Annotated in this window: 25 protein-coding genes and 2 pseudogenes; 15 read left to right on the plus strand and 12 right to left on the minus strand. The window is 65.5% G+C overall.

All coding sequences use genetic code 11. The features are described from left to right. The first annotated feature begins 52 nt into the window (after positions 1-52). The 4 genes from HACJB3_RS07810 to HACJB3_RS07825 all read left to right on the plus strand — a co-directional run bounded on the left by HACJB3_RS07810 (position 53) and on the right by HACJB3_RS07825 (position 3,928). The gene (locus HACJB3_RS07810) at positions 53-1,957 is read left to right on the plus strand and encodes a 2-oxoacid:acceptor oxidoreductase subunit alpha (RefSeq protein WP_008417601.1); all 1,905 of its coding nucleotides are present in this window, start codon (positions 53-55) and stop codon (positions 1,955-1,957) included. 4 nt (positions 1,958-1,961) lie between these two features. Continuing rightward, positions 1,962-2,897 (plus strand): thiamine pyrophosphate-dependent enzyme, encoded by a 936-nt coding sequence (locus HACJB3_RS07815; RefSeq protein ID WP_008417600.1) that lies wholly within the window; start codon positions 1,962-1,964, stop codon positions 2,895-2,897. Positions 2,898-2,988: 91 nt separating this feature from the next. Beyond that, a complete protein-coding gene (gene lrpA1 / locus HACJB3_RS07820; RefSeq protein WP_008417598.1) occupies positions 2,989-3,417 on the plus strand; it encodes an HTH-type transcriptional regulator LrpA1 in 429 nt (142 codons plus the stop codon). A 37-nt stretch (positions 3,418-3,454) separates the two neighbouring features. After that, entirely contained in the window at positions 3,455-3,928 is a 474-nt protein-coding gene (locus tag HACJB3_RS07825; protein ID WP_008417597.1) for an SRPBCC family protein, read from the plus strand. On the opposite strand, the gene HACJB3_RS07830 is transcribed toward HACJB3_RS07825, so the two are convergent. After that, a complete protein-coding gene (locus HACJB3_RS07830) occupies positions 3,925-4,335 on the minus strand; it encodes a hypothetical protein (RefSeq protein WP_008417596.1) in 411 nt (136 codons plus the stop codon). The two genes, HACJB3_RS07825 and HACJB3_RS07830, sit on opposite strands and share 4 nt — an antisense overlap. A 76-nt stretch (positions 4,336-4,411) precedes the next feature. Between HACJB3_RS07830 and HACJB3_RS07835 the strand changes: the two genes are divergently transcribed. Then, positions 4,412-5,284 carry a DMT family transporter gene (locus HACJB3_RS07835; RefSeq protein WP_008417595.1) on the plus strand — a complete coding sequence of 291 codons (873 nt, stop codon included), beginning with the start codon at positions 4,412-4,414 and terminating at the stop codon, positions 5,282-5,284. A gap of 2 nt (positions 5,285-5,286) precedes the next feature. Here HACJB3_RS07835 and HACJB3_RS07840 read toward each other — a convergent pair whose 3' ends face one another. Continuing rightward, a complete protein-coding gene (locus tag HACJB3_RS07840) occupies positions 5,287-5,901 on the minus strand; it encodes a DUF7504 family protein (protein WP_013199454.1) in 615 nt (204 codons plus the stop codon). Positions 5,902-6,027: 126 nt separating this feature from the next. Here HACJB3_RS07840 and HACJB3_RS07845 point away from each other — a divergent pair. Further along, positions 6,028-6,751, plus strand: a pseudogene (locus HACJB3_RS07845) (RAD55 family ATPase). Between the two features lie 134 nt (positions 6,752-6,885). Beyond that, positions 6,886-7,287 carry a hypothetical protein gene (locus HACJB3_RS07850; protein WP_008417593.1) on the plus strand — a complete coding sequence of 134 codons (402 nt, stop codon included), beginning with the start codon at positions 6,886-6,888 and terminating at the stop codon, positions 7,285-7,287. Here HACJB3_RS07850 and HACJB3_RS07855 read toward each other — a convergent pair. Together HACJB3_RS07855 and HACJB3_RS07860 are read right to left on the minus strand one after the other, a co-directional pair. Continuing rightward, positions 7,264-7,689: a chemotaxis protein CheW gene (locus tag HACJB3_RS07855; protein ID WP_008417592.1), complete on the minus strand. Its 426-nt coding sequence runs from the start codon at positions 7,687-7,689 to the stop codon at positions 7,264-7,266. The genes HACJB3_RS07850 and HACJB3_RS07855 overlap by 24 nt on opposite strands. Next, on the minus strand, positions 7,686-8,612 hold the full coding sequence (locus tag HACJB3_RS07860; RefSeq protein WP_008417591.1) for a methyl-accepting chemotaxis protein: 927 nt from the start codon (positions 8,610-8,612) through the stop codon (positions 7,686-7,688). Before HACJB3_RS07860 ends, HACJB3_RS07855 begins: the two co-directional genes overlap by 4 nt. A 197-nt stretch (positions 8,613-8,809) precedes the next feature. Between HACJB3_RS07860 and HACJB3_RS18755 the strand changes: the two genes are divergently transcribed. The 3 genes from HACJB3_RS18755 (at position 8,810) to HACJB3_RS18765 (ending at position 10,234) form a co-directional block, all read left to right on the plus strand. Continuing rightward, positions 8,810-9,415 carry a response regulator gene (locus HACJB3_RS18755; protein WP_238532866.1) on the plus strand — a complete coding sequence of 202 codons (606 nt, stop codon included), beginning with the start codon at positions 8,810-8,812 and terminating at the stop codon, positions 9,413-9,415. A gap of 78 nt (positions 9,416-9,493) precedes the next feature. Continuing rightward, positions 9,494-9,685: a hypothetical protein gene (locus HACJB3_RS18760; protein ID WP_081461311.1), complete on the plus strand. Its 192-nt coding sequence runs from the start codon at positions 9,494-9,496 to the stop codon at positions 9,683-9,685. A gap of 105 nt (positions 9,686-9,790) precedes the next feature. After that, complete coding sequence (locus HACJB3_RS18765) at positions 9,791-10,234, plus strand: hypothetical protein (RefSeq protein WP_081461312.1); 444 nt, start codon at positions 9,791-9,793, stop codon at positions 10,232-10,234. Here the strand turns inward: HACJB3_RS18765 and cheY are convergent. The 5 genes from cheY to HACJB3_RS07890 form a co-directional block, all read right to left on the minus strand. Next, positions 10,168-10,530, minus strand: coding sequence for a chemotaxis protein CheY (gene cheY, locus HACJB3_RS07870; protein WP_008417586.1), 363 nt, complete (start codon positions 10,528-10,530; stop codon positions 10,168-10,170). The genes HACJB3_RS18765 and cheY overlap by 67 nt on opposite strands. 50 nt (positions 10,531-10,580) lie before the next feature. Continuing rightward, positions 10,581-11,045 (minus strand): DUF7500 family protein, encoded by a 465-nt coding sequence (locus HACJB3_RS07875; RefSeq protein ID WP_008417584.1) that lies wholly within the window; start codon positions 11,043-11,045, stop codon positions 10,581-10,583. 38 nt (positions 11,046-11,083) lie between these two features. Further along, the gene (locus tag HACJB3_RS07880; RefSeq protein ID WP_008417582.1) at positions 11,084-11,539 is read right to left on the minus strand and encodes a fla cluster protein flaG; all 456 of its coding nucleotides are present in this window, start codon (positions 11,537-11,539) and stop codon (positions 11,084-11,086) included. Beyond that, positions 11,540-11,986 carry a fla cluster protein flaF gene (locus HACJB3_RS07885; protein WP_008417581.1) on the minus strand — a complete coding sequence of 149 codons (447 nt, stop codon included), beginning with the start codon at positions 11,984-11,986 and terminating at the stop codon, positions 11,540-11,542. 84 nt (positions 11,987-12,070) lie between these two features. After that, positions 12,071-12,925 (minus strand): archaellin/type IV pilin N-terminal domain-containing protein, encoded by an 855-nt coding sequence (locus tag HACJB3_RS07890; RefSeq protein WP_008417580.1) that lies wholly within the window; start codon positions 12,923-12,925, stop codon positions 12,071-12,073. A 284-nt stretch (positions 12,926-13,209) separates the two neighbouring features. On the opposite strand from HACJB3_RS07890, the pseudogene HACJB3_RS18770 reads away from it, so the two are divergent. Then, positions 13,210-13,546: pseudogene (locus HACJB3_RS18770) on the plus strand (helix-turn-helix domain-containing protein). 9 nt (positions 13,547-13,555) lie between these two features. On the opposite strand, the gene HACJB3_RS07895 reads toward HACJB3_RS18770, so the two are convergent. Together HACJB3_RS07895 and btuC are read right to left on the minus strand one after the other, a co-directional pair. Next, positions 13,556-14,791: a heme ABC transporter ATP-binding protein gene (locus HACJB3_RS07895; protein ID WP_008417576.1), complete on the minus strand. Its 1,236-nt coding sequence runs from the start codon at positions 14,789-14,791 to the stop codon at positions 13,556-13,558. Next, positions 14,788-15,855 carry a vitamin B12 ABC transporter permease BtuC gene (gene btuC, locus HACJB3_RS07900; RefSeq protein WP_008417575.1) on the minus strand — a complete coding sequence of 356 codons (1,068 nt, stop codon included), beginning with the start codon at positions 15,853-15,855 and terminating at the stop codon, positions 14,788-14,790. The genes HACJB3_RS07895 and btuC overlap by 4 nt, the downstream gene beginning before the upstream one ends. A 76-nt stretch (positions 15,856-15,931) precedes the next feature. Between btuC and HACJB3_RS07905 the strand changes: the two genes are divergently transcribed. The 4 genes from HACJB3_RS07905 to HACJB3_RS07920 are packed head-to-tail and all read left to right on the plus strand — an operon-like array spanning position 15,932 to position 18,554. Continuing rightward, positions 15,932-16,996 carry a PGF-CTERM-anchored ABC transporter substrate-binding protein gene (locus tag HACJB3_RS07905; protein WP_008417574.1) on the plus strand — a complete coding sequence of 355 codons (1,065 nt, stop codon included), beginning with the start codon at positions 15,932-15,934 and terminating at the stop codon, positions 16,994-16,996. 39 nt (positions 16,997-17,035) lie between these two features. Then, positions 17,036-17,314, plus strand: a complete 279-nt coding sequence (srp19, locus tag HACJB3_RS07910; RefSeq protein ID WP_008417573.1) for a signal recognition particle subunit SRP19 — start codon at positions 17,036-17,038, stop codon at positions 17,312-17,314. A 4-nt stretch (positions 17,315-17,318) separates the two neighbouring features. Beyond that, on the plus strand, positions 17,319-17,546 hold the full coding sequence (locus tag HACJB3_RS07915) for an H/ACA ribonucleoprotein complex subunit GAR1 (RefSeq protein ID WP_008417572.1): 228 nt from the start codon (positions 17,319-17,321) through the stop codon (positions 17,544-17,546). Between the two features lie 54 nt (positions 17,547-17,600). Beyond that, positions 17,601-18,554 (plus strand): presenilin family intramembrane aspartyl protease PSH, encoded by a 954-nt coding sequence (locus HACJB3_RS07920; protein WP_008417571.1) that lies wholly within the window; start codon positions 17,601-17,603, stop codon positions 18,552-18,554. Positions 18,555-18,558: 4 nt separating this feature from the next. Here HACJB3_RS07920 and HACJB3_RS07925 read toward each other — a convergent pair whose 3' ends face one another. Then, positions 18,559-19,782 carry an MFS transporter gene (locus HACJB3_RS07925; RefSeq protein WP_008417569.1) on the minus strand — a complete coding sequence of 408 codons (1,224 nt, stop codon included), beginning with the start codon at positions 19,780-19,782 and terminating at the stop codon, positions 18,559-18,561. Positions 19,783-19,826: the final 44 nt, after the last annotated feature.

Here is a 19,826-nt window from a genome sequence, read left to right on the forward strand (position 1 = left end):
TAGCCCCCGGCGAACTACTTCTCAATGGCCCACGCGGGCCGGGATTTCACATATGGCAGACAACGAACTCATCTGGCGAATCGCGGGGGGTTCCGGCGACGGGATCGACTCGACGAGCCAGAACTTCGCAAAAGCCTTGATGCGATCGGGGCTCAACGTATTCACGCACCGACACTACCCCTCACGGATCCGTGGCGGCCACACGTACGTCGAGATCCGAGCGAGCGACGAGGTCGTCGACTCGCGCGGGGACGGCTATAACTTCCTGCTCGCGCTGGGGGACTCCTTCGCTCGCAATCCGAAGGAGGACGCCTACTACGGCAACGAGGAGGTCAAGCCGCTCTCGGAGAACCTGGACGACCTCCGCGAGGGTGGGATCATCATCTACGATTCGGGCCTGCTCGACGCGAGCGAGATCCCCGACTTCGAAGAACGCGCAGAGGAGAACAACTGGCACGTCTTCGACCTCGACCTTCGGAGTATGGCCCGCGAACACGGCCGCGAGGTCATGCGAAACACCGCCGGCGTCGGTGTGACCGCGGCGCTGCTCGAGATGGATCTCGACGAGATCGAGAACCTGATGGAGAACGCGATGCCCGAGAAGATCCTCGAACCCAACCTCACGATCCTGCATGAGGCCTACGACATGATGGTCGAGGACTACGAGTTCGAGCACGACCTTCGCATCCCGACGGGCGAACACGACGAGGAACAGGTGCTCATCTCCGGGAGCAACGGCGTCGCCTACGGCGCGCTCGACGAGGGCTGTCGGTTCATCGCGGGCTACCCGATGACCCCGTGGACCGACGTGTTCACGATCATGTCCCAGCACCTCCCGAAGTTCGGGGGGATCTCCGAACAGGTCGAAGACGAGATCGCCGCCGCGGCGCTCGCACTCGGTGCGTCCCACGCGGGTGTCAAGGCCATGTCCGGCTCTTCCGGTGGTGGCTTCGCCCTGATGAGCGAGCCGCTGGGCCTCGCGGAGATGAGCGAGACGCCGATCGTGCTGGTCGAGGCGATGCGTGCAGGCCCATCGACGGGGCTGCCGACCAAGCCCGAACAGGGCGACTTAGAGCACATCCTCTATTCGAGCCAGGGTGACTCCTGTCGGGTCGTCTTCGCGCCCGGCACGCCACAGGAGGCCTACGAGCAGACTCGAAAGGCCTTCGAGATGGCGTACAACTACCAGATCCCCGCGATCGTCGTCATCGACCAGAAGCTCTCGGGCGAGAACCAGAACGTTCCCGCGAGCGCGTTCGACCGCGATCCGAACCCCTCGCTTGGACCGACGCTTACCGAGGAGCAACTCGAAGACGCCCCCCACGACCCGACGGGCAAGTTCCAGCGCTTCAGCCACGACGACCCCAACGACGACGGCGTGCGACCGCGCTCGCTGCCCGGCCAGAAGGGCGGGCGCTTCCTCGTGACCGGTAACGAGCACAACGAGTCGGGCCACATCGAGGAGGACCCCGACAACCGCATCACCCAGATGGACCTGCGGATGAAGAAGCTCGAATCCATCCGGGAGGACCTCGACAGCGACCCCGAGACGTCGAGCCAGACGTACTTCGGCCCCGACGAGGCCGACTACGGCATCGTCACCTGGGGATCGAGCCAGGGCGCAGTCCGCGAGGCCGTCGAGCGCCTCAACGACCAGGGCCACTCGGTCAAAGCGATCGGCGTCAGCGACCTGATGCCCTTTGCCGAAACGGAGGTCACGGAGTTCCTCGAAAGCGTCGACGAGGCGCTGGTCGTTGAGATGAACGCCACCGCCCAGTTCCGCGGGCTCACACAACGCGAACTCGGCCAGTTCGGCGAGAAACTGACGAGCCTGCTGAAGTACGACGGCAACCCGTTCGAACCCGCGGAGGTCGTCGAAGGATTCGAGATCCAGATCGCCGGCAACGAGGAGGCACCGACCGCGAACACCAGACTCGAACCTGCGGTAAGCGACTAAGACAATGAGTGCATTCAACGCAATCGGAGAGGAACGAGAGATCGACCGCGAGGAGTTCACACCGGGAATCGAGCCCCAGCCGACGTGGTGTCCGGGCTGTGGTGACTTCGGCGTGCTCAAAGCACTGAAACAGGCCCTGCCGGAAGTCGGACGTACCCCCGAGGAGACGCTTCTGTGTACGGGTATCGGCTGTTCGGGCAAGCTCAACAGCTACCTCGACTCGTATGGTTTCCACACCATCCACGGGCGTTCGCTGCCTGTCGCGCGAGCCGCGAAGCTCGCGAACCCCGGCCTCGAAGTGATCGCCGCCGGCGGCGACGGTGACGGCTACGGTATCGGCGGGAACCACTTCATGCACACCGCCCGGGAGAACCACGATATGACGTATATCGTGTTCAACAACGAGATCTTCGGCCTGACGAAGGGCCAGACCTCGCCGACGAGCCCGAAGGGCCACAAATCGAAGACCCAGCCCTCCGGCTCGGCGAAGGACCCCATCCGACCCCTCTCGCTGTCGCTGACCTCCGGTGCGAGCTACATCGCCCGGACCGCCGCAGTGAACCCGAACCAGGCAAAGGAGATCCTGAAGGAGGCCATGGAGCACGACGGCTTCGCGCACGTCGACTTCCTGACCCAGTGTCCCACCTGGAACAAGGACGCAAAGCAGTACGTGCCCTACATCGACGTCCAGGAGAGCGAGGACTACGACTTCGACATCAACGACCGTGGGGAGGCCCAAGACATGATGTACGAGGCCGAGAACGTCCTCAAAGACGGCACCGTCCTGACGGGCCGGTTCTACGTCGACGACGAACGCCCCTCCTACCAGGAGGAAAAGCAGTCGCTCGGCGAGATGCCCGAAGAGCCGCTTGCCGAACGGTACTTCGACGACGACTACGAGTGGGAGCGCAGCTACGACCTGCTCGACCGACACAAGTAAGCGCTCTCGGGTCGCGCTGACGGCATGCGGTGGTCAGACAAAGCGCTTTCCGATTCGCAAGGTATTTTTTCTCCGACGCAAAAGAAGAGGTGTGGCGACTAACTCGACATCGGACCGGATCCTCGCCGTCCTCGAGGAGGACGCGCAAGCGTCGTACGCGGAGATCGCACGCCGTGCGGGGGTCTCGAAGCCAACGGTACGCAAGTATATCGACCAGTTAGAGGGCGACGGCGTAATCGTCGGGTACTCGGCCGATGTCGATCCGAAGAAACTCTCCGGGCGCTCGATCGCGTTAGTGGGGATCGATGTCGAGAGCGAGCGCTACGTCGAGGCGACGCGCGCGCTCGGCGGAATCGACGATATCGAGGCGCTGTACTCCTCTTCGGGCGATCACATGCTGATGGCGGAGGTCCGTGCGACCGACGGCAACGAGGTCGGCGAGATCATCAGCGAGAAGATCCTCTCGGTCGAGGGTGTGACCGCCGCCCATCCCTCTTTCCTGCAGGAGCGACTCAAGTAGTTCGAATAGTTTTACGCGAGCGGTTCGTACGGCGAGTATGGCGACCTACGAGCGCGAGACGTACGTCGACGCGCCGCTCGAAGACGTCTGGGAGTTTCACTCGCGAATTGCAGGTCTTGAAGCTCTTACACCCCGCTGGATGGGGCTGTCGATCCGGGCCGTCAGGGGACCGAACGGCGAGCCCGATCCCGCGGTCCTCGAAGCGGGGGCTGAGATCGATATGACGCTCGGACCGCTCGGCCTCCCCGGCGACTCGTGGACATCGGTGATCACCGAGCGAACCAGCAGCGACGAGCGGGGACTGTTCAAAGACGAGATGCACGGTGGTCCCTTCGCCCGCTGGGTGCACGTCCACCAGTTCTCCCGCGAGGGCGAGGGGACGAAGATCCGGGATACGGTCCACTACGAACTACCCGATCCCGTTCGAGCCACTTCCCCGCTCGCGGTCGTTGGCTTCGAACCGATGTTCCGGTATCGCCACCGGAAGACCAAGGAGCTCTTGGAGGGTTAGCGCAGTTCGACGACGAGGATCTCTTCAGGGACGTCTCCGGTTCTGACGTAGCGTTTCGGGTCGCGTTCGAGGGCGAAGACGGCCAGCCGGATCACGAGTCGTCCCGTGGGAAGCGACGCGCGAAGTATCGGTCCGGTGCCGGTGATCGTTACGTACGGCGGGGCGGCCACAGGCGGCGCGGAAAGCGACTGACCGAGCGTGTCGACGGCGCTCGCGAGCACGGCGGGGTAGGTTTCGAGAACACCCGCATGATCGAGGGCCGCCCGTAGGGGCATCGCGACCGCCTCGCGGTCCGTCGCCGGCTCGGTACCCGAACTGGCGACGGCCTCGGCACAGTCGATCGTCGCTTCGAGCGCCTCTGAGTGGACCGCGAGGAGGCGCGCGCGGACGCGGGCGGGGTCGTTCACGCTCGGGGATCGTCCGGCCGTGGCCTAATGGTGCCGGTTCCACAATCAGTAAACGCCGGCCGGCCGAGCCTCTCGTGTGGCTCGGGTCCCGCCGCCGGTCGCGCTCGCCGTCTCGATCCTCGCGCTGAGCACGAGCGCGATCCTCGTGCGCTGGAGCGAAGCGCCGAGCGTCGTCGTCGCCTTCTACCGCGTGCTGTTTACCCTGCTGTTGCTCGCACCAGTCGCCCTGGTGCGCCATCGCGCCGATTTCCGGGCGCTCTCGGTTCGGGACGCGGGAGTCGCGGCCGTCACGGGCGTGGCGCTCGCGATCCACTTCGCCGCGTGGTTCGAGAGTCTGAACTGGACGAGCGTCGCCGCTTCCGTCACGCTGGTCCAGACCCAACCCGTCTTCGTCGCGATCGGGGCGTACCTGCTGCTCGACGAGCGAGTTACCGTCCGCACGGTCGGGGGAATCACCCTCGCGCTGGCGGGCGCGGCGGTGATGTCGGTGAGCGACCTGCTTTCTGGGACGACGCTTGCAGGCACCGCTCCCTACGGAAACGCCCTCGCGCTGCTCGGGGGTCTGATGGCCGCCTGTTACGTGCTCGCCGGCCGGTCGCTGCGCCAGCGGATCGCCCTGCTTCCCTACGTCAGCGTCGTCTACGGGAGCTGTGCGCTCGTCTTGCTCGTACTCGTGTTCGCGGGCGGCACCCCTCTCACAGGGTATCCGGCCCGCGAGTGGCTGTTGTTCGTCGCGATGGCGGTCGGGCCGGGCGTGTTCGGCCACACGGTGATCAACTGGGCGCTCGCCCACGTCGAATCGAGCGTGGTGAGCGTCTCACTGCTGGGCGAACCCGTCGGGGCGACGCTGCTCGCGTTTCTCCTGCTCGCAGAGATCCCCGGGCCGACAACGGTCCTCGGAGGGCTCGTCGTGCTGACCGGAATCGGGCTGACCGCACGCACCCGATGACCCTAAAACGCCATCCACTCGCTGGCGTTCGGGTCGAGCCCCGCGACTCGTGCCTCCCGCCGGCCGTCGGTCTCGCGGGTCTCAATGCGGGCGTCGAACGGATCGAGAACCGTATTCGTCGCTTGCTCGTCGTGCATCGTCGGGTCGAACGTCGCGAAACACGACCACCCCGAACTGCGGACCTGCCCGGTGAAAACCTGTAGAAACCGGTAGACAGAGCGGAGATCCGCGTAGACCAACAGCGGCGAGATCGAGTGTAGCCCCACCCGTCCCGTAGTCCCGGAACGGCGATCGAGGAGGTCGGTAAAGGCGGTACCGACCCGCGTCAGGTTCCCCGGATCCGACACGTAGCGAACGTCCTCGGAGTCGGGGGTCTCGACCCCACGGGAACGGCTCGCACAGTCGACGACCGAGAGCGTTCCGGACCCGGCCCACTCCCGGTAGTCATCCCTGACGGTCGACTCGTCCGTGTCGGTCGTCACGACGATCGCGTCGGTCGCCGAGAGCAACCCGACGAGCAGGTCGTATTTCCCGGTCATCGGAGGCCCCGAGAGCAAGAACGCGGAACCGGCAGGAGCCGACTCGACGAGATCCCCCAGCCGCGCTGGAACGCACATACTTGATTGTGTCGACTACGTGTATATATCTTGTATCTGTATGAGAGTAATAGAAGGTAGTAGTAAATACGATTTGTAGAAAAGCTCAACGAATACGATTAAAGTACTGAAGCAATATGTGACTGTATGGTCGAACTCACCGCGACGGGAATCGAGGGACTCGATTCAATTCTCAACGGCGGGCTAGTGAGCCAGTCGACGGTGCTCGTCAGCGGCAACCCGGGGACCGGGAAGACGATTCTTGGGATCCAGTACCTCTATTACGGCGTCCGGGAGTTCGACGAACCGGGGATCTACCTCACGCTGGAGGAAGACGAAGCCGACATCAGGGCCGCGGCCGAGTCGATCGGGTTCGATGACTGGGGGGGATCTCGTCGAGTCAGGCGACATCACCGTCTTCGATAAGGAGCAACTGCTTCGCGATCAGGAGTTCACCGCGACACTCGACGAGTTGCTCGCGGCGATCGAACGGACGCAGTGTGATCGGCTGGTGGTCGACTCGCTGACCATGCTGTCGCTGTTTTTCGAGACCGAACGCGAAAAGCGGACCTACCTGCTGAAGTTCTCGGACATCCTCAAGAAGAACGGTCTGACGACACTGTTCGTCGCCGAACAGGGGAGCCGGTTCCCGGATCAGGAGGTCGGTCTCGAACACTTCCTCACCGACGGCAACATCTCCCTGATTCAGACGCCGACCGACTCGGGTGTCAATCGCTATGTCTGGGTCGCGAAGATGCGAAAACGCCCGATCCGCACCGACATCTTCCCGATCGACATCGGCGAGGGAGGGATCACCGTTCACGATCGGGCAGCCGGGTTCTCGCTGATGGGCGAGGAGGACCCGTTCTAAAACGTATCAAATCAGAGTAACTTTTATGTCGTGTAGTTGTGTAGATATATCAACGTGTATCTCGATCACGAGCGTCGAAACCGGGACCGGAACCAGCGCGACGAGCGGCCGATAGTACGGGCGAGGCTGTGGATATGACTCGGATCCACATCGTGACGGCAGACCCGGGGCTTGCGGCCCGGTGTGGCGCCGCGCTGGCCGGATTCGAGTGGCGCCACGCGGCGGAGTGGCCACGAGCGACGGATATCGGGCCGACCGACGTGATCCTGTTCGATCCCGACGGTCTCGGTCGACCGGCCCACGCGGTCGACTCTCGCCGGACGATCGCGATCGGGGACCGCCTCGAACCCACCGTCCGCGGGGTCGAGCGTACCGTCGCGAGCAGTCGGTTCGAGGCAGCGATCGACGCTCGGTTCGACGCGTTGACGACGGGATCGGACGACCCGCCAACGATCGAGGTACCCGAGGCGCTCGACGCGAGCGCCTTCGGAGAACTGTACGGAGCGATCGGCTCAGACCGCGACGGACTGCGGTGAGATCCAGATCACGAACCCGTCCTCGCGTTTGACGATCCCTTCGATGGCGTCGTCCTCGAGGGGCGAATCGTCGACCGTTCCCGGATCGACGGTGACGACCTGATCGACCTCGTCGACGACCCACCCGATCGCCCCCTGCGTGTCGGTGGCGGCGGGGTCGAAGACGATGATCCGTTTTTCTGCACCCGTCGAGTCGGCGTCGAAGACGATCTTCGGGTCGATGATCGAGGTCGTCCGTCCCCGCAAGTCCATCACGCCTCTGACGTGACTCGGAGCGTTCGGGATCCGGGTCAGTTTGTCGGTGTCGACGATCTCGGCGACGTAGCCGATGTCGACGCAGTACGTTTCCGGCCCGAGATCGAACTCGAGGACCTGCGTTCCCTCCCCGTCGGCGTCGCTCATCGCTCCTCCGCGGTGTCGAGACTCGATATCGCGGCCGATACCTCCCGGATTTTCGCGGTCTGCTGTTCGTTGGCCGCCGCGACGTCCTCGATCTCCGTCGAGATCACGTCCGCGCTGTCGGCGACCTGATCCACCATGCTCGCGACCTCCTCGGTGCTTGCGGCCTGCTCGTCGGTCGCGTCGGCGACCTCCTCGATCCCGCTCGAGGTCTCCTCGACGGCGGTGACGATCCCCTCTAGATTGCCCATCGCGCCCTCGACCTGCTCGATCCCGGCGCCGATCCGGGTCTCGGTCTCGTCGATGCTCTCGATGGTGCTCTCGGTGCTCGTCTGGATCCGGTCGACCTGCGATTCGATGCTGGTCGCGTGCTCCTGAGACTGCTCGGCGAGCGATTTGACCTCGTTTGCGACGACTGCGAAGCCGTCGCCGGCCTCGCCCGCGCGTGCGGCCTCGATCGAGGCGTTGAGCGCGAGCAGGTTCGTCTGATCCGCGATATCGTTGATCACGCCGACCACCGAGTCGATCTCGGCGACGCTCGACTGGAGCTGTTCGATGTCCTCCGAAACCGCCTGCGTCGAAGCCTCGATCTCCTCCATCATCTCGATGGCCTCGTCGGCTGTTCGGGACCCGTCGACCGCGAGATCCTGGGCCTGCGAACTGCGCTCTCTGACCTGCTCGGCCGAGGAGGCGATCTCCTCGACGGTCGCGCTCAGGTTCGAGACCTCGCTTGCGGCCGTGCGTGCGCCGCTCGACTGTTCGCGGGCGGCGTCGCTGATCTCCTGGGAGCTTTCTGCGACCTCCGAGGAGGCCTCCGAGAGCTCCGCGATCGAGTCGGTGATCCCCGCGACCGCCTCCTCGTGGGCGAACTCCTCGTCGTCGATCCGCTCGCCCGCGTCCGTCCGATCCGCCGTCTCTGAGGACATGCTCCCACATTCGTATCAGAAAAGATATATCTTCCCCGCAGAATATCGGTTCCGATACGCTCCCGGTTATCAAACCTGAGGACCGCCCGCGAAGATTTATGGTATTGAAATTATATATTGAGGCCAAGAACTACATGAGTACACAACCAGCGGACCGGGTCGCGACGCGGGCGGTGGTGGTCGACGACTCGTCGTTCATGCGGACGGTGATCGGCGACGCCCTCCGGGAGGGCGGCATCGACGTCGTCGCGGAGGCCGAGGACGGAGAGCGCTCGATCGAGGTCGTCCTCGAACACCGGCCCGACATCGTGACGATGGACATCGAGATGCCCGGGATCGGCGGCGTAGAGGCCGTCGGACGGATCATGGAGCGGGCCCCGACGCCGATCCTCGTGTTGAGCGCGCACGCGGGCGAGCGGGCCGAGGTGACTTTCGAGGCCATCGAGCGCGGGGCGGTCGATTTCTTCACCAAGCCCGGCGGCGAGGTCACGACGGGGATGCCCGCCGTCGAAACCCAGCTTCTCCGGGCAGTTCGTTCGGTCGCTGGCGCGGATCTCACGGCACGCGCCGGCCAAGCACGGACGAAGACGTCCTCGACGGGTCGATACCTGCCCGATCCGACGATCGTGATCGGTGCCTCGACCGGCGGGCCGGGCGTCGTCGAGCGGGTCCTCTCGGAACTGCCGATCGAGGCCGACGCGCGTGTGCTCGTCGTCCAGCATATGCCCGACGCCTTTACCGCGGGGACCAGCGCGTCGGCGACCGTCCGCGCGGACGGTTCGTCGAAGAGGATCGCCAGATAGCCACTCGGTTGTCCCCGGTATTCGAGGACAACGCCGACGTAGTCAGTCTCGCCGACGTGGGCCGGTACCTGCTCGATCGTGACGAACCGACACTGGCTGATCTCGACGTCGGTCTCGATGCCGGTCATCGACGTGATGTACTGGGCCGCCTGCGAGGCGCCCTCGCGGGTCATGTCGTTGAACGCCGCGAACTTCTCCAGCGGGACCGCCCCGTCGTCGCTCCGGCGGTCGAGGACGGCGGCGAGGGGCTCCCACTCGGGGAGCATGTAGATCTCGAACTCGGCGCCGGTCTCGACGCTCTCGAGCCGGCTCTCGAAGACGAACTCGGCGTCGACCGGGATCGCCAGCGAACCGTCGAGGGGTGTCGGCGGTCGCGTGTCGATCGCGGTCCCGAGCGAATCGGCCCAGCCGTCGATCGCCCCGCTGAGCATGATCGAGCCGAACTCCTCGATCCCGCTGTCGATCACCGCGGCGTCCTCCTCGGGGAGACACTCCGCGAGGAGCGCTCGGACGCGCGTCCGATCGAACACGAGCGTCGTCCGGCCCGAAAGCGCACCCTCGAAGCCGAGTTCGACGCCCGCCATCTCCCGGGAGAAGCGCTCGCAAGCGCTCTGGCGGGAAATGAGCGTGACGCTGGTCGATTCGACGCGCGTCTCGACGCCCGTCAGTTCCCGGAACGCGTCGGCGGCGTGTCGTGCGCCGTCGGCGGCGATAGCCCGAACGAAATCGAGCGAGTCGGTGTCAACGCGCATCTATGCGGGCACGACGTCGTCAATGGCCTGGAGGACGCTCGGTTTCTGGAACGGTTTGGTGATGTAGCCGCTCGCGCCGGCTTTGACCGCCATCTTCATCTTCTCCTCCTGGCCCACGCTCGTACACATGATCACCCGAGCGTCGGCATCCCCGGCGGTGATCGCCGTCGTCGCCTCGATCCCATCGCGGATCGGCATGACGATGTCCATCATCACCAGATCGGGATCGTGTTCCTCGTACAGTTCGACGGCCTCGACGCCGTTTTCGGCTTCACCGACGATCTCGTAGTCCTCGGCGAGGATCTCTCGCAGGAGGCTGCGCATGAACTCCGAGTCGTCGACGATCAGGACGCGTGTCGACATGATATATATCCTATTCTACACGATAACGTATAAATCATCCTAGCAAAATATCAGCGCTGAGTTTCGAGGGCAGCAAGCAGGTCCGCGATCGAGTCCGTGGGCGTGAGGTCGTGGCGATCGAGGGCTGTTTCGACGGTCGGGCGCGGCCCGATTGCGAGGTCCGACTCCGCGACGAGGATCCCGAGGACGCGTTCGGGATCGAGCTCGTCGTCGACCTCCCGGGCGTACCACCGCAGAAGATCCGAGAACGTCGCGACCACGTCATCCGATCCTGTCCGGTGATTCGACGTCTCACCATCGAAGCGCCCCTCGATGACGACCTCATACCGAGCGCCCGAATCGAAACGGTGGGAGTCGTCGGACGTCTCGGCCCCGCTCGGCTCGGGTACGGTTCGGTCGGTCGAAACGACGTACCGACCGTCGTCGATCTCGGCGACGTACTCGCTGTCGGCGAGATCGAGATCCGACGGCGAGAGGACGCCGTCGTCCGAACTGTTCTGTCGCTCGTCCGTCATGCGCGACTAGATGTCAACATATGGTAAATAGCTGCCGGTCAGAACCGGAAGTCGAACGTCGCCCGACTGCCGTTGACGATGACCGTCGCGCGGTGATCGCCGGCATCGAGGCCGCCCTCGACGGGGACCGTCACCGTCGCGACCGCCCCCGGCGACCATCGACTCTCCCCGGAGACGACCGTGACGGTCGGTCCCGACCGGTACTGGCCGTCGATCAGTGTGTCGAGGGACGACCCGTTCGCCTCGATGGGCGTCCGGCCGGTGTTTTTCACCAGCAGGGAGACCGTTTCCGCTTGCTCGTCGTAGACCGCGTCGCTCGACGGGTCGCTGATGATCGCGACGTCGGTGTCGATCTGCCGGGTGATGTCCTCGCTCTGGCGATCGACGGAGCTACTGACCTGCTCGACACCCGTCACCAGCGTGCCGGCGACGCTGGCCGCGACCAGCAGGCTCGCGATGAAGATGATCAGGTGCGAGATCGAGACCGAACCCATCTACGCTCCCCCCGAGTCGTCGACGGTCGCCGTCGCGGCGACGCCGCCTTCGGTGACCACCTTCACGCTGGTCGCGTTCGATTCGAGTTCGTATGCGAGCGTCTCTCCGGGCACCCACAGGTTCGTCTCGGCGGTGACGTTGCCGCTCGCGTCGATCACCGCGGGATCCGTGGTCACGTACTCGCCGTCGACGAGCAGGTCCGTGCGATCGATCGAGAGCGCGGTCGAACCGGTGTTCGTGACCGAAACCGAGAGGGCCGTCCCGTTCCGGGTCGCGTCACCGATCTCGATGGCCGTATTCTGTCGATCGAGGAGGCGATCAGCGTGCTCGTCCTGTGCGGTCGTCACCCGGTCGAAGCTGTCGGTCGCGACCGTGAAGATCACACTGAACGCTATCAGACAGCCGATGAGGATGACCACCGTGGATCCGCTGACGCTGAAGCCCATTTTGTATCGTGTTCCGTGTACTGAAAGCCGACACCGCATCGCAACGCCGACCGGTCGATAGGTTGGTTAGTGAGCGATACTCGATTACAGCGCGACGACACTCCCGGCACTCGCGAGCGAGTCGGGGACCTGGACGGTCACGGTCCGCTGTGCGCCCGAAGCCGTCGTGAGCGTCAGTTCGGCCTCGTCGCCGGCTCCGAGTGCAGCGATGTTGAACCCGCTACCACCCAACGCAGTGTGGTTGAGCGTGATCCGGTAGCGGTCGCCGTTGTCGGTCATGACGTTGTCGCCGCCGCTCTCGGAGGAGATGGCGCTGACCGTGTAGCCGGTATTACCATCCGGTCCGGCGGGGTCGCTAGTCTCGGTATTATCCGACCCGAGAGTGATCGTCTGGGATGCATCGTCACTCACAGTAAGGGTCTCGCTACCGGTAGCAGAGCCATCCGTAGCTTCGATATCATACGTACCCGCGGGGAGTTCGATGGTAGCCGTCCCGGAGTCGTCCGCCGTCACCGACGTCCCAATTGGAGCAACGGAGACGTCTGCGTTTGCACCTGTACCGGTTCCATCTTCAACGTCTACCGTCACCGTGTACGTCTCGGCGGCACCGATGTTCTCAGCACCGCTGGGACCGAGATACTGGATGTCCATCTCGGAGAGATCGATATCGCCCGCGCCGGGCGCTCGCTGGAGGGTCAGCGAAGTCTTCTCAACCCCACTTCCGTCGTCAGCGACCGAGCCAACTTCGGTGAGCACTCGCACGTTGTCCGAAACCTGCTGGGTGCTTTCGATACCCGTGTCTTCTGCTTGCGTCTGGAGGAAGCCGGCGGTATTGATCAGCACGCCCGCTGCGATCGCTGCAACGAGGACCATCGCGATGAACACGATGAGGGTGCCGATACCGACCTGACCCCTGTCTTCTGTCTGTGTTTCGAACATTGTTTCTGTTGGCTCCGCCACTTGGACGAACCCTATAACATATTGATTTGTTTATGTTTATAAGTATAACCTTCCCAATATCAGACGTGATTGACAGGTCACAGGACTCCGCTTCGGGAGAAGGAAATCCGGGCGTTCGAGAAACCCGACGGGTCCGGGAGCGAACCCGGGATCGGCGTCCCCGCGGGAAGTCTCCGCGACCTGCCAGCGTTTCGGAACGTGTCGGTCGATATCACGGTAGTCGCCATCTTTATTATTATCGTAAATATCATACTATTCAGAAAATGTATTCTGTAGACGTCCTCCTCGCACTCGGCAACGAGTACAACGCCGAGATCCTCGGGGCGACCGACGAACCCCGCTCTGCCCAAGCGCTCAGCGACGAGCTCGATATCCCGATCGCGACCTGCTATCGGCGCCTCGAACAGCTAGGAGGCCGACCTCCTCGAACATCACGGGCGCGTCCTCTCGGAGGACCGTCGCCGGGTCAGCGTCTACCGGCGCACCGTCGACCGCGTCGTCGTGGAGTTCGAAACGGAGGGGTACGACGTGTCCGTCGAGGACCGGGCGAACGTGACGAACAAGCTGGATGAGGTCTGGCGGTCGGTTTCGAGTTCCTGAACCCGTCGATCAGGAGCTCCGGTCCATCGCCTCCTCGACTGCACCGAACACCTCGCTTCCCTCAACGACCGTTCCCCGCCCGATCACCGCCTCGTAGAGCGCCCGTGCGTCCGCCCCGGCGTAGTTTCGTTCCTCGAACGGCCGATCCTCGACGACGACCAGCGCGTCGCTTGCGAGTGCGCATTCGAGGTTCGCGAGGTTCCCCGATCCCACCTCGATATCCCCGAGGACGGTCACGTCGGCCCGGGCGATCCGCTCGGAAACCCGCGTTCGCGTCTCGGCGTCGATGGGTGCGAACGGTTCGACGATGACGGTATCGAGACCGAGCAATCGTGCGGTTTCGAGGTCCGAATCGCCCGTCCCGAGCGCGCCGACCGACACCTCGTAGCCCGCCGCCGAGAGCACGTAGAGCAGTCGCGAGACGGTCCCGCCCCCGCCGATCACGTGGACTCGGCCCTCACGGTCGCCGGTCCGTTCGGGGAGCGCGGTGACGTAGACCGCTCCCGTAACGGGGTGGCGGCTCACGACCGCACGGGCGTCGAACGCCCGCGTGAGGTTTGACTCGGTGAGCACGTCCTCGGGCGACCCGCTGTCGACGATGGCTCCCTTTGAGAGCAACAACAACTCATCGCAGTAGTGCGCGGCGAGGTTCAGGTCGTGGATCGCCGCGATCACGGTCTTGCCGTCGTCGGCCAGATCGCGGACGAGTTCGAGGGTGCGGATCTGGTGATTGATGTCGAGGCTCGCAGTCGGTTCGTCGAGCAGCAGTATCGGCGTCTCCTGTGCGAGCGCGCGTGCGAGGACCACTCGCTGGCGCTCGCCGCCGCTGACCGCGCCGATCGATCGCTCCGCGAACGCCTCGGTTTCGGTCCGCGAAAGCGCGCGCTCGACCGTCTCCTCGCCCGCCGGATCCGCGCTCGACCGAAAGCGCGAGCGGTAGGGGGTTCGTCCCATCGCCACCACCTCACGGACGTCGAAATCGAAGGAGAGGCTCGTGTCCTGGGGCACGGTCGCGACCCGGCGACTGGCCGCCCGCGAGGGGAGGTCGTGGACGTCCTCGTCCCCGAGCAAGACGGTCCCCGCGTCGGGTTTCAACACGGCCCCGATCGCGCGCAACAGGGTGGACTTGCCCGCGCCGTTCGGGCCGACGAGGCCGACGAACCGCCCCTCGCCGATAGAGGTACTGACCGAATCGAGGACCGCCATCCCGCCGAGTCGGACGTCCAGATCGCGGACGTCGATCACAGCGCGTGCACCTCCCGAGTACGAAGCAGATAGAGGAAGAAGGGCGCACCCAGCGCGGCGGTGACGATCCCGACGGGCACCTCGGCGGGGCCGGCCCGTGCCACGGTGTCGGTTGCGACGAGGAAGACGCTGCCCGCGAGCGCGCTCGTCGGGAGCAGGATCCGGTGGTCGGGCCCGACCAGCAGGCGCATCACGTGGGGGACGATCAGCCCCACGAAGCCGATCACCCCCGAGACGGCGACCCCTGCAGCGGTGATGACGCTCGCCGCGGCGAGCAGTAGTCGCTTGGTCCGCTCGACCTCGATCCCGAGGCTCTGGGCGTCCTCCTCGCCCAGAAGCAGGACGTTGAGATCGCCCGCGTACACTACGAGCAGGACGAACAGCGGGATCACGACCGGCAACGAGAGGCGCACGTCGGTCCACGTGCTCGCGTGCAGGTGGCCCATCAGCCAGTAGACGACCTGTTCGAGGCTCTCGCCGGCGCTCAACTGGAGATACGAGATCATCGCGCCCAGAAACGTCTGGATGGCGACGCCCGCAAGCAGCAGGGTCGCAACCGGCGTACGCCCGCCCTCGCTGGCGATCAAGTAGACCGCGAAAGCGGTGAGGATCGCACAGAGAAACGCCATCGGGCGCAACCCAAGCGGGAGCGGGAGGACGATAGAAGCGACCGCACCGAGCGCAGCGCCCGAGGAGACGCCGACGATCGAGGGATCGGCCATCGGATTGCGAAAGAACCCCTGCATCACCGTCCCCGCGGCCGCAAGCGCGAAGCCGACCGTCGCCGCGAGCACCACCCTCGGAAGCCGGATCCGCATGACGATCGTCTCGTGGGTTGCGGGCACCGCAAAGTCGAAGACCGACGCCCATTCGAGTCGGGGGAGCGGAATCGAGAGCGGGCCGACCCCGGTCGCACCCGCCGGTTCGATCCCGACCGGGAGCGCCACCGCGTTGAGAAGCACCTCGGCCACGACGAGCGGAGCCACCCGGACCGGTCCGAACGCCGCGCTGAACAACACGACACAGACCAGCAGACAGGAAAGACCCGCCGACCACGCCCCCATCGCGGTACGTCGCGTCACGATAGTAAATGAATTTGCTTTAGGTAAATACTTATTGAACAAGTCCGCACTCGGTCGCATGCGTACACTGCTTACCGTCCTCGCGGCGCTGTTGGTGTTGACGTCGACGTTCGGAGCGGGAGCCGTCGGCGGGCACGCGGGCGTCGCGGCCGCACAGCCCGCGTGTGAGTTCCCCGTCGACGTCACCGATGCGACGGGCGAGGAGATCACCCTCGAAGAAGAGCCAGAGCGGATCGTCGCCATGCAGCCGAGCGACGCCCAGACGCTCTGGGAGATCGGCGCCCGCGAGAAGGTCGTCGGGATGCCCGTTAGCCAGTACACCGAGTACTTGGAGGGCTACGACGAACCGACCGACATCACCGCCGACGACGGTGTGACCGTCAACACCGAGGAGGTGATCGAACTCGACCCCGATCTCGCACTCGCCTCGGCGGTCGCCGACGAGGAGCAAGTCGAGCAGCTCCGTGATGCGGGCATCACCGTCTATCAGGTGCAGGATGCGACCTCGGTCGATGACGTGCGCGGGAACGTCGAGACGTACGGTCAGCTCACCGGCGAGTGTGCGGGTGCGGCCGAGACGATCGACTGGATGGACGAGGAACTCGGTGCGATCGAAAACGCTGTCGAGGGCGAGGACCGGCCCACAGTGTTGTTCGCGATGGGTGACGGCTACACCGCCGGTCAGGGCACGTTCATCGAGGACGTCATCGAGACTGCGGGCGGGGAGAACCTCGCCAGCGCGGCGGGGATCGAGTTCTACGGGCAGATCAGCGAGGAGGTCGTGGTCAGCGAGGACCCCGACTGGATCGTCTACCCCGACACCTTCGAGGAGCCACCCGTGAGCGAGCAGGTCATAGAGAGCACGACCGCCGGCCAGGAGGACCAAATCGTCCAGGTCGATTCCGACCGAATGAACCAGCCCGGACCGCAGGTCGTCCTCGCGGTCCAGACCCTTGCCGAGACCTTCCACCCCGACGTCTACGCCGCCCAGGGCGACGCGAGCGGCCAAGAAGACGGGGACGGCGGAGCGAGCGCGGACGGCGAGGACCAGCCCGGCTTCGGCATCGTCGCCGCCGTCGCCGCGCTCGTCGCCGCGGGCTTCCTGTTCGTCCGGCGGCGATAGGTCGCAAGGCGTTTTACCGCCCGGGGAGCGAGAGGTGGTATGGTCGAGAACGTGATCTGGCCCGCCTACCTCGACGCGGAGGTTTCGCGCTCCGCGGGGCGGCGTGTCCCGCTGGACCTCGCGGTCCCGGAGCCGACGGTCGACGAGATCGCCGCCGCCGCCCAGCAAGTGGGCTACGACGCCGTCATCGAGCGCGAGCGGACCTATCCTCGCGAGTACGAGCCCCGAGGGCGTGTGCTGGTCAAGGACGCCGACGACGCCTCGAAGAACGACCTCGTGCAGGCGATCGCCGCCTACGTGACGGCCCTGCGGGAATGAGCCGATGAAACGCGTCGGCGAGGTCGTCCGCACCGCACAGGGGCTCGCGATCGCCCGCTGTCCCGAGGGAACCACGCCGGAGATCGGCACCGTCGTGATCGACGAGGACCTCACGGAGGTCGGCCGGGTCGTCGACGTCTTCGGGCCCGTTTCCCGGCCGTACGTCGCGGTCACGCCCGAGGATCGGACGGGTCTCCCGGCCCTGCTCGGGGGGAAGCTCTACGCGCGCTAAATTGCACGCGGAGGCGAACGAAACCCCCAAGGTCCGCCGGGGATAGCCCGAGACATGGAGCAGCGTCGTCTGCTGGTCGCGGTCGCCGGAACGGTCGGGCTCTTTCTCGCGATCCAACTGGGTGCTCTCGCGCTCGTCGAGCCGTTCCAGTCGGCGGGCCTGCAGGCCGTCGAGGACCCCGAGGACCCGACCAACTCGTTCCTGTACATCGGTGCGATCCTCGTGGCCACGGGGCTGATGCTCGCGGCGTTCAAACTGGATCTCCATTGGCTCATCAGGGGGCTGGTCGTCCTCGCGAGCGTCCTGCTGTCGTGGTACGTCCTCTCGGTCGTCGTCCCGCCGGCGGTGACGGTCGACGGGCTCAACGTCCCCGCCGCGATCGGCGCGATCGCCATCGGCGCGGGACTTGTCGTTTATCCCGAGTGGTACGTCATCGACGCCGCGGGCGTGGTGATGGGCGCGGGCGCGGCGGGGCTGTTCGGGATTACCTTCGGGATCGGGCCCGCGCTCGTCCTCCTGACGGTGCTTGCGGTCTACGACGCCGTCAGCGTCTACGGCACCGAGCATATGCTCTCGCTGGCGGACGGCGTCATGGAGATCAAGGTGCCCGTGTTGTTGATCGTCCCCGTCTCGCCCGGATATTCCTTTCTCGACGACGGTAGCGACGACCGCGATGGGGACAACGAGCGCGACGACGAACCGGACGAAAACGGGGGTCGGGATGCCTTCTTCATCGGACTCGGCGACGCGGTGATCCCGACGATCCTGATCGCCAGCGCCGCGTTCTTCGTCGCGACGCCCTCGCTCGGCGTTCCGGGGCTCGCGTTGACCGTCCCCGCCCTCGGCGGGATGGTCGGGACGCTCGCCGGCCTGCTCGTATTGTTGTGGTTGGTCCTGCAGGGACGTGCCCACGCCGGCCTTCCCTTACTCAACGGCGGGGCCGTCGCGGGCTATCTGGCGGGCGCGCTCGCAAGCGGGCTGACGCTCGCACAGGCGCTGGGGCTGTGAGTGGCTACGTGCTGAACCGGCCTGCAGCGACGATCGCGCCGGCGCCGACCAGCGCGAGCACGCCCGCGGCGACGAACGCCGGCGAGTAGGTCCCGATGGCGTCGTGACCAGCGCCGGCGAGATACGGCGAGACGAGCCCCGAGAGGCCGAGCGAGACCGACACCAGCCCGAAAACGGCGTTGATGTTCTCCCGGCCGAACAGGTCGGCGGTCAGCGGCGCGAGCAGCGCGCCGTTGCCGCCGTAGGCCAGCCCGTAGACGCCCGCGAAAGCGAACAGCGCCGCCGCGGTATCGAGCGCGGGAAGTGCGATCGCCGCGCCCCCCATCACCGCCGAACAGGCGGCAAACGTCGATACGCGGCCGATCCGGTCCGCGGCGTGGCCGATCGCGACCCGCCCGACGACGCTCGCCCCGCCGATCAGCGCCACGGCACTGGCACCGACGGTCCGCGAGAGGCCCAGATCCACGGCGTGGACGACGAGATGCGAGAGGACTACGTACAGGGTCGTGTAGATCAGTAGCCACCCGACGAACTGCGCCAGAAAGGCGGGCGAGCCGGCGATAGCGCGCACGGCCGCGAGCTGATCACGAAGTGGCGGTCGCTCGCTGGCGCGAACCCCACGGTCGAACTCGCGGGCGGGGACCTGCGCGGGGGCCGGTTCGTCGCGGACGGCGACGATGGCGACCGCAAGCAGCGCCACCGCCCCGGCGGCGAGTATCGACAGTGCCGACCGCCAGCCCACTCGGACGATGAGCGCGTCGGCGGCGGGCGCGACGACGACCATCCCCATCCCGAGACCGGCCGAAGCGAGTCCGCCAGCCAGTCCCTGTCGTCGGTCGAACCACCGGGGAACGGTCGCATACGAGACGACGAAGAGGACGCTCATCCCGAGTCCGGTGACGATCCCGTAGGTGAACACGAGAACCAAAAGCGACTGGGCCCGGCTGGTGGCGAGCAGTCCGAAAACGAGGACGACGGCTCCGGCCGCGAGCATCCGGCGGGTCCCGTAGCGGTCGACGAGCACGCCGATTCCGACCGCACCGAGATAGAGCATCAGCGACTGGACGCCGAAGGCGACCGAGGTCACGCCCCGCGAGCGGCCGAATTCCGCGAGGATCGGCTCGAAGAACACGCCGAAGGAATAGGAGAGCCCGAAGACGACGAACGAACCCAGAAAGCAAGCGGCCACGACGACCCAGCCGTAGTAGACCCGTCCCGCCAGTGACATGGGCCAACGACGGGTCCGAGCCGGGTTAAACCGTCGCGTTGAAG

The sequence above is a fragment of the Halalkalicoccus jeotgali B3 genome, assembly GCF_000196895.1.
In the GTDB taxonomy this organism is placed as follows: domain Archaea; phylum Halobacteriota; class Halobacteria; order Halobacteriales; family Halalkalicoccaceae; genus Halalkalicoccus; species Halalkalicoccus jeotgali.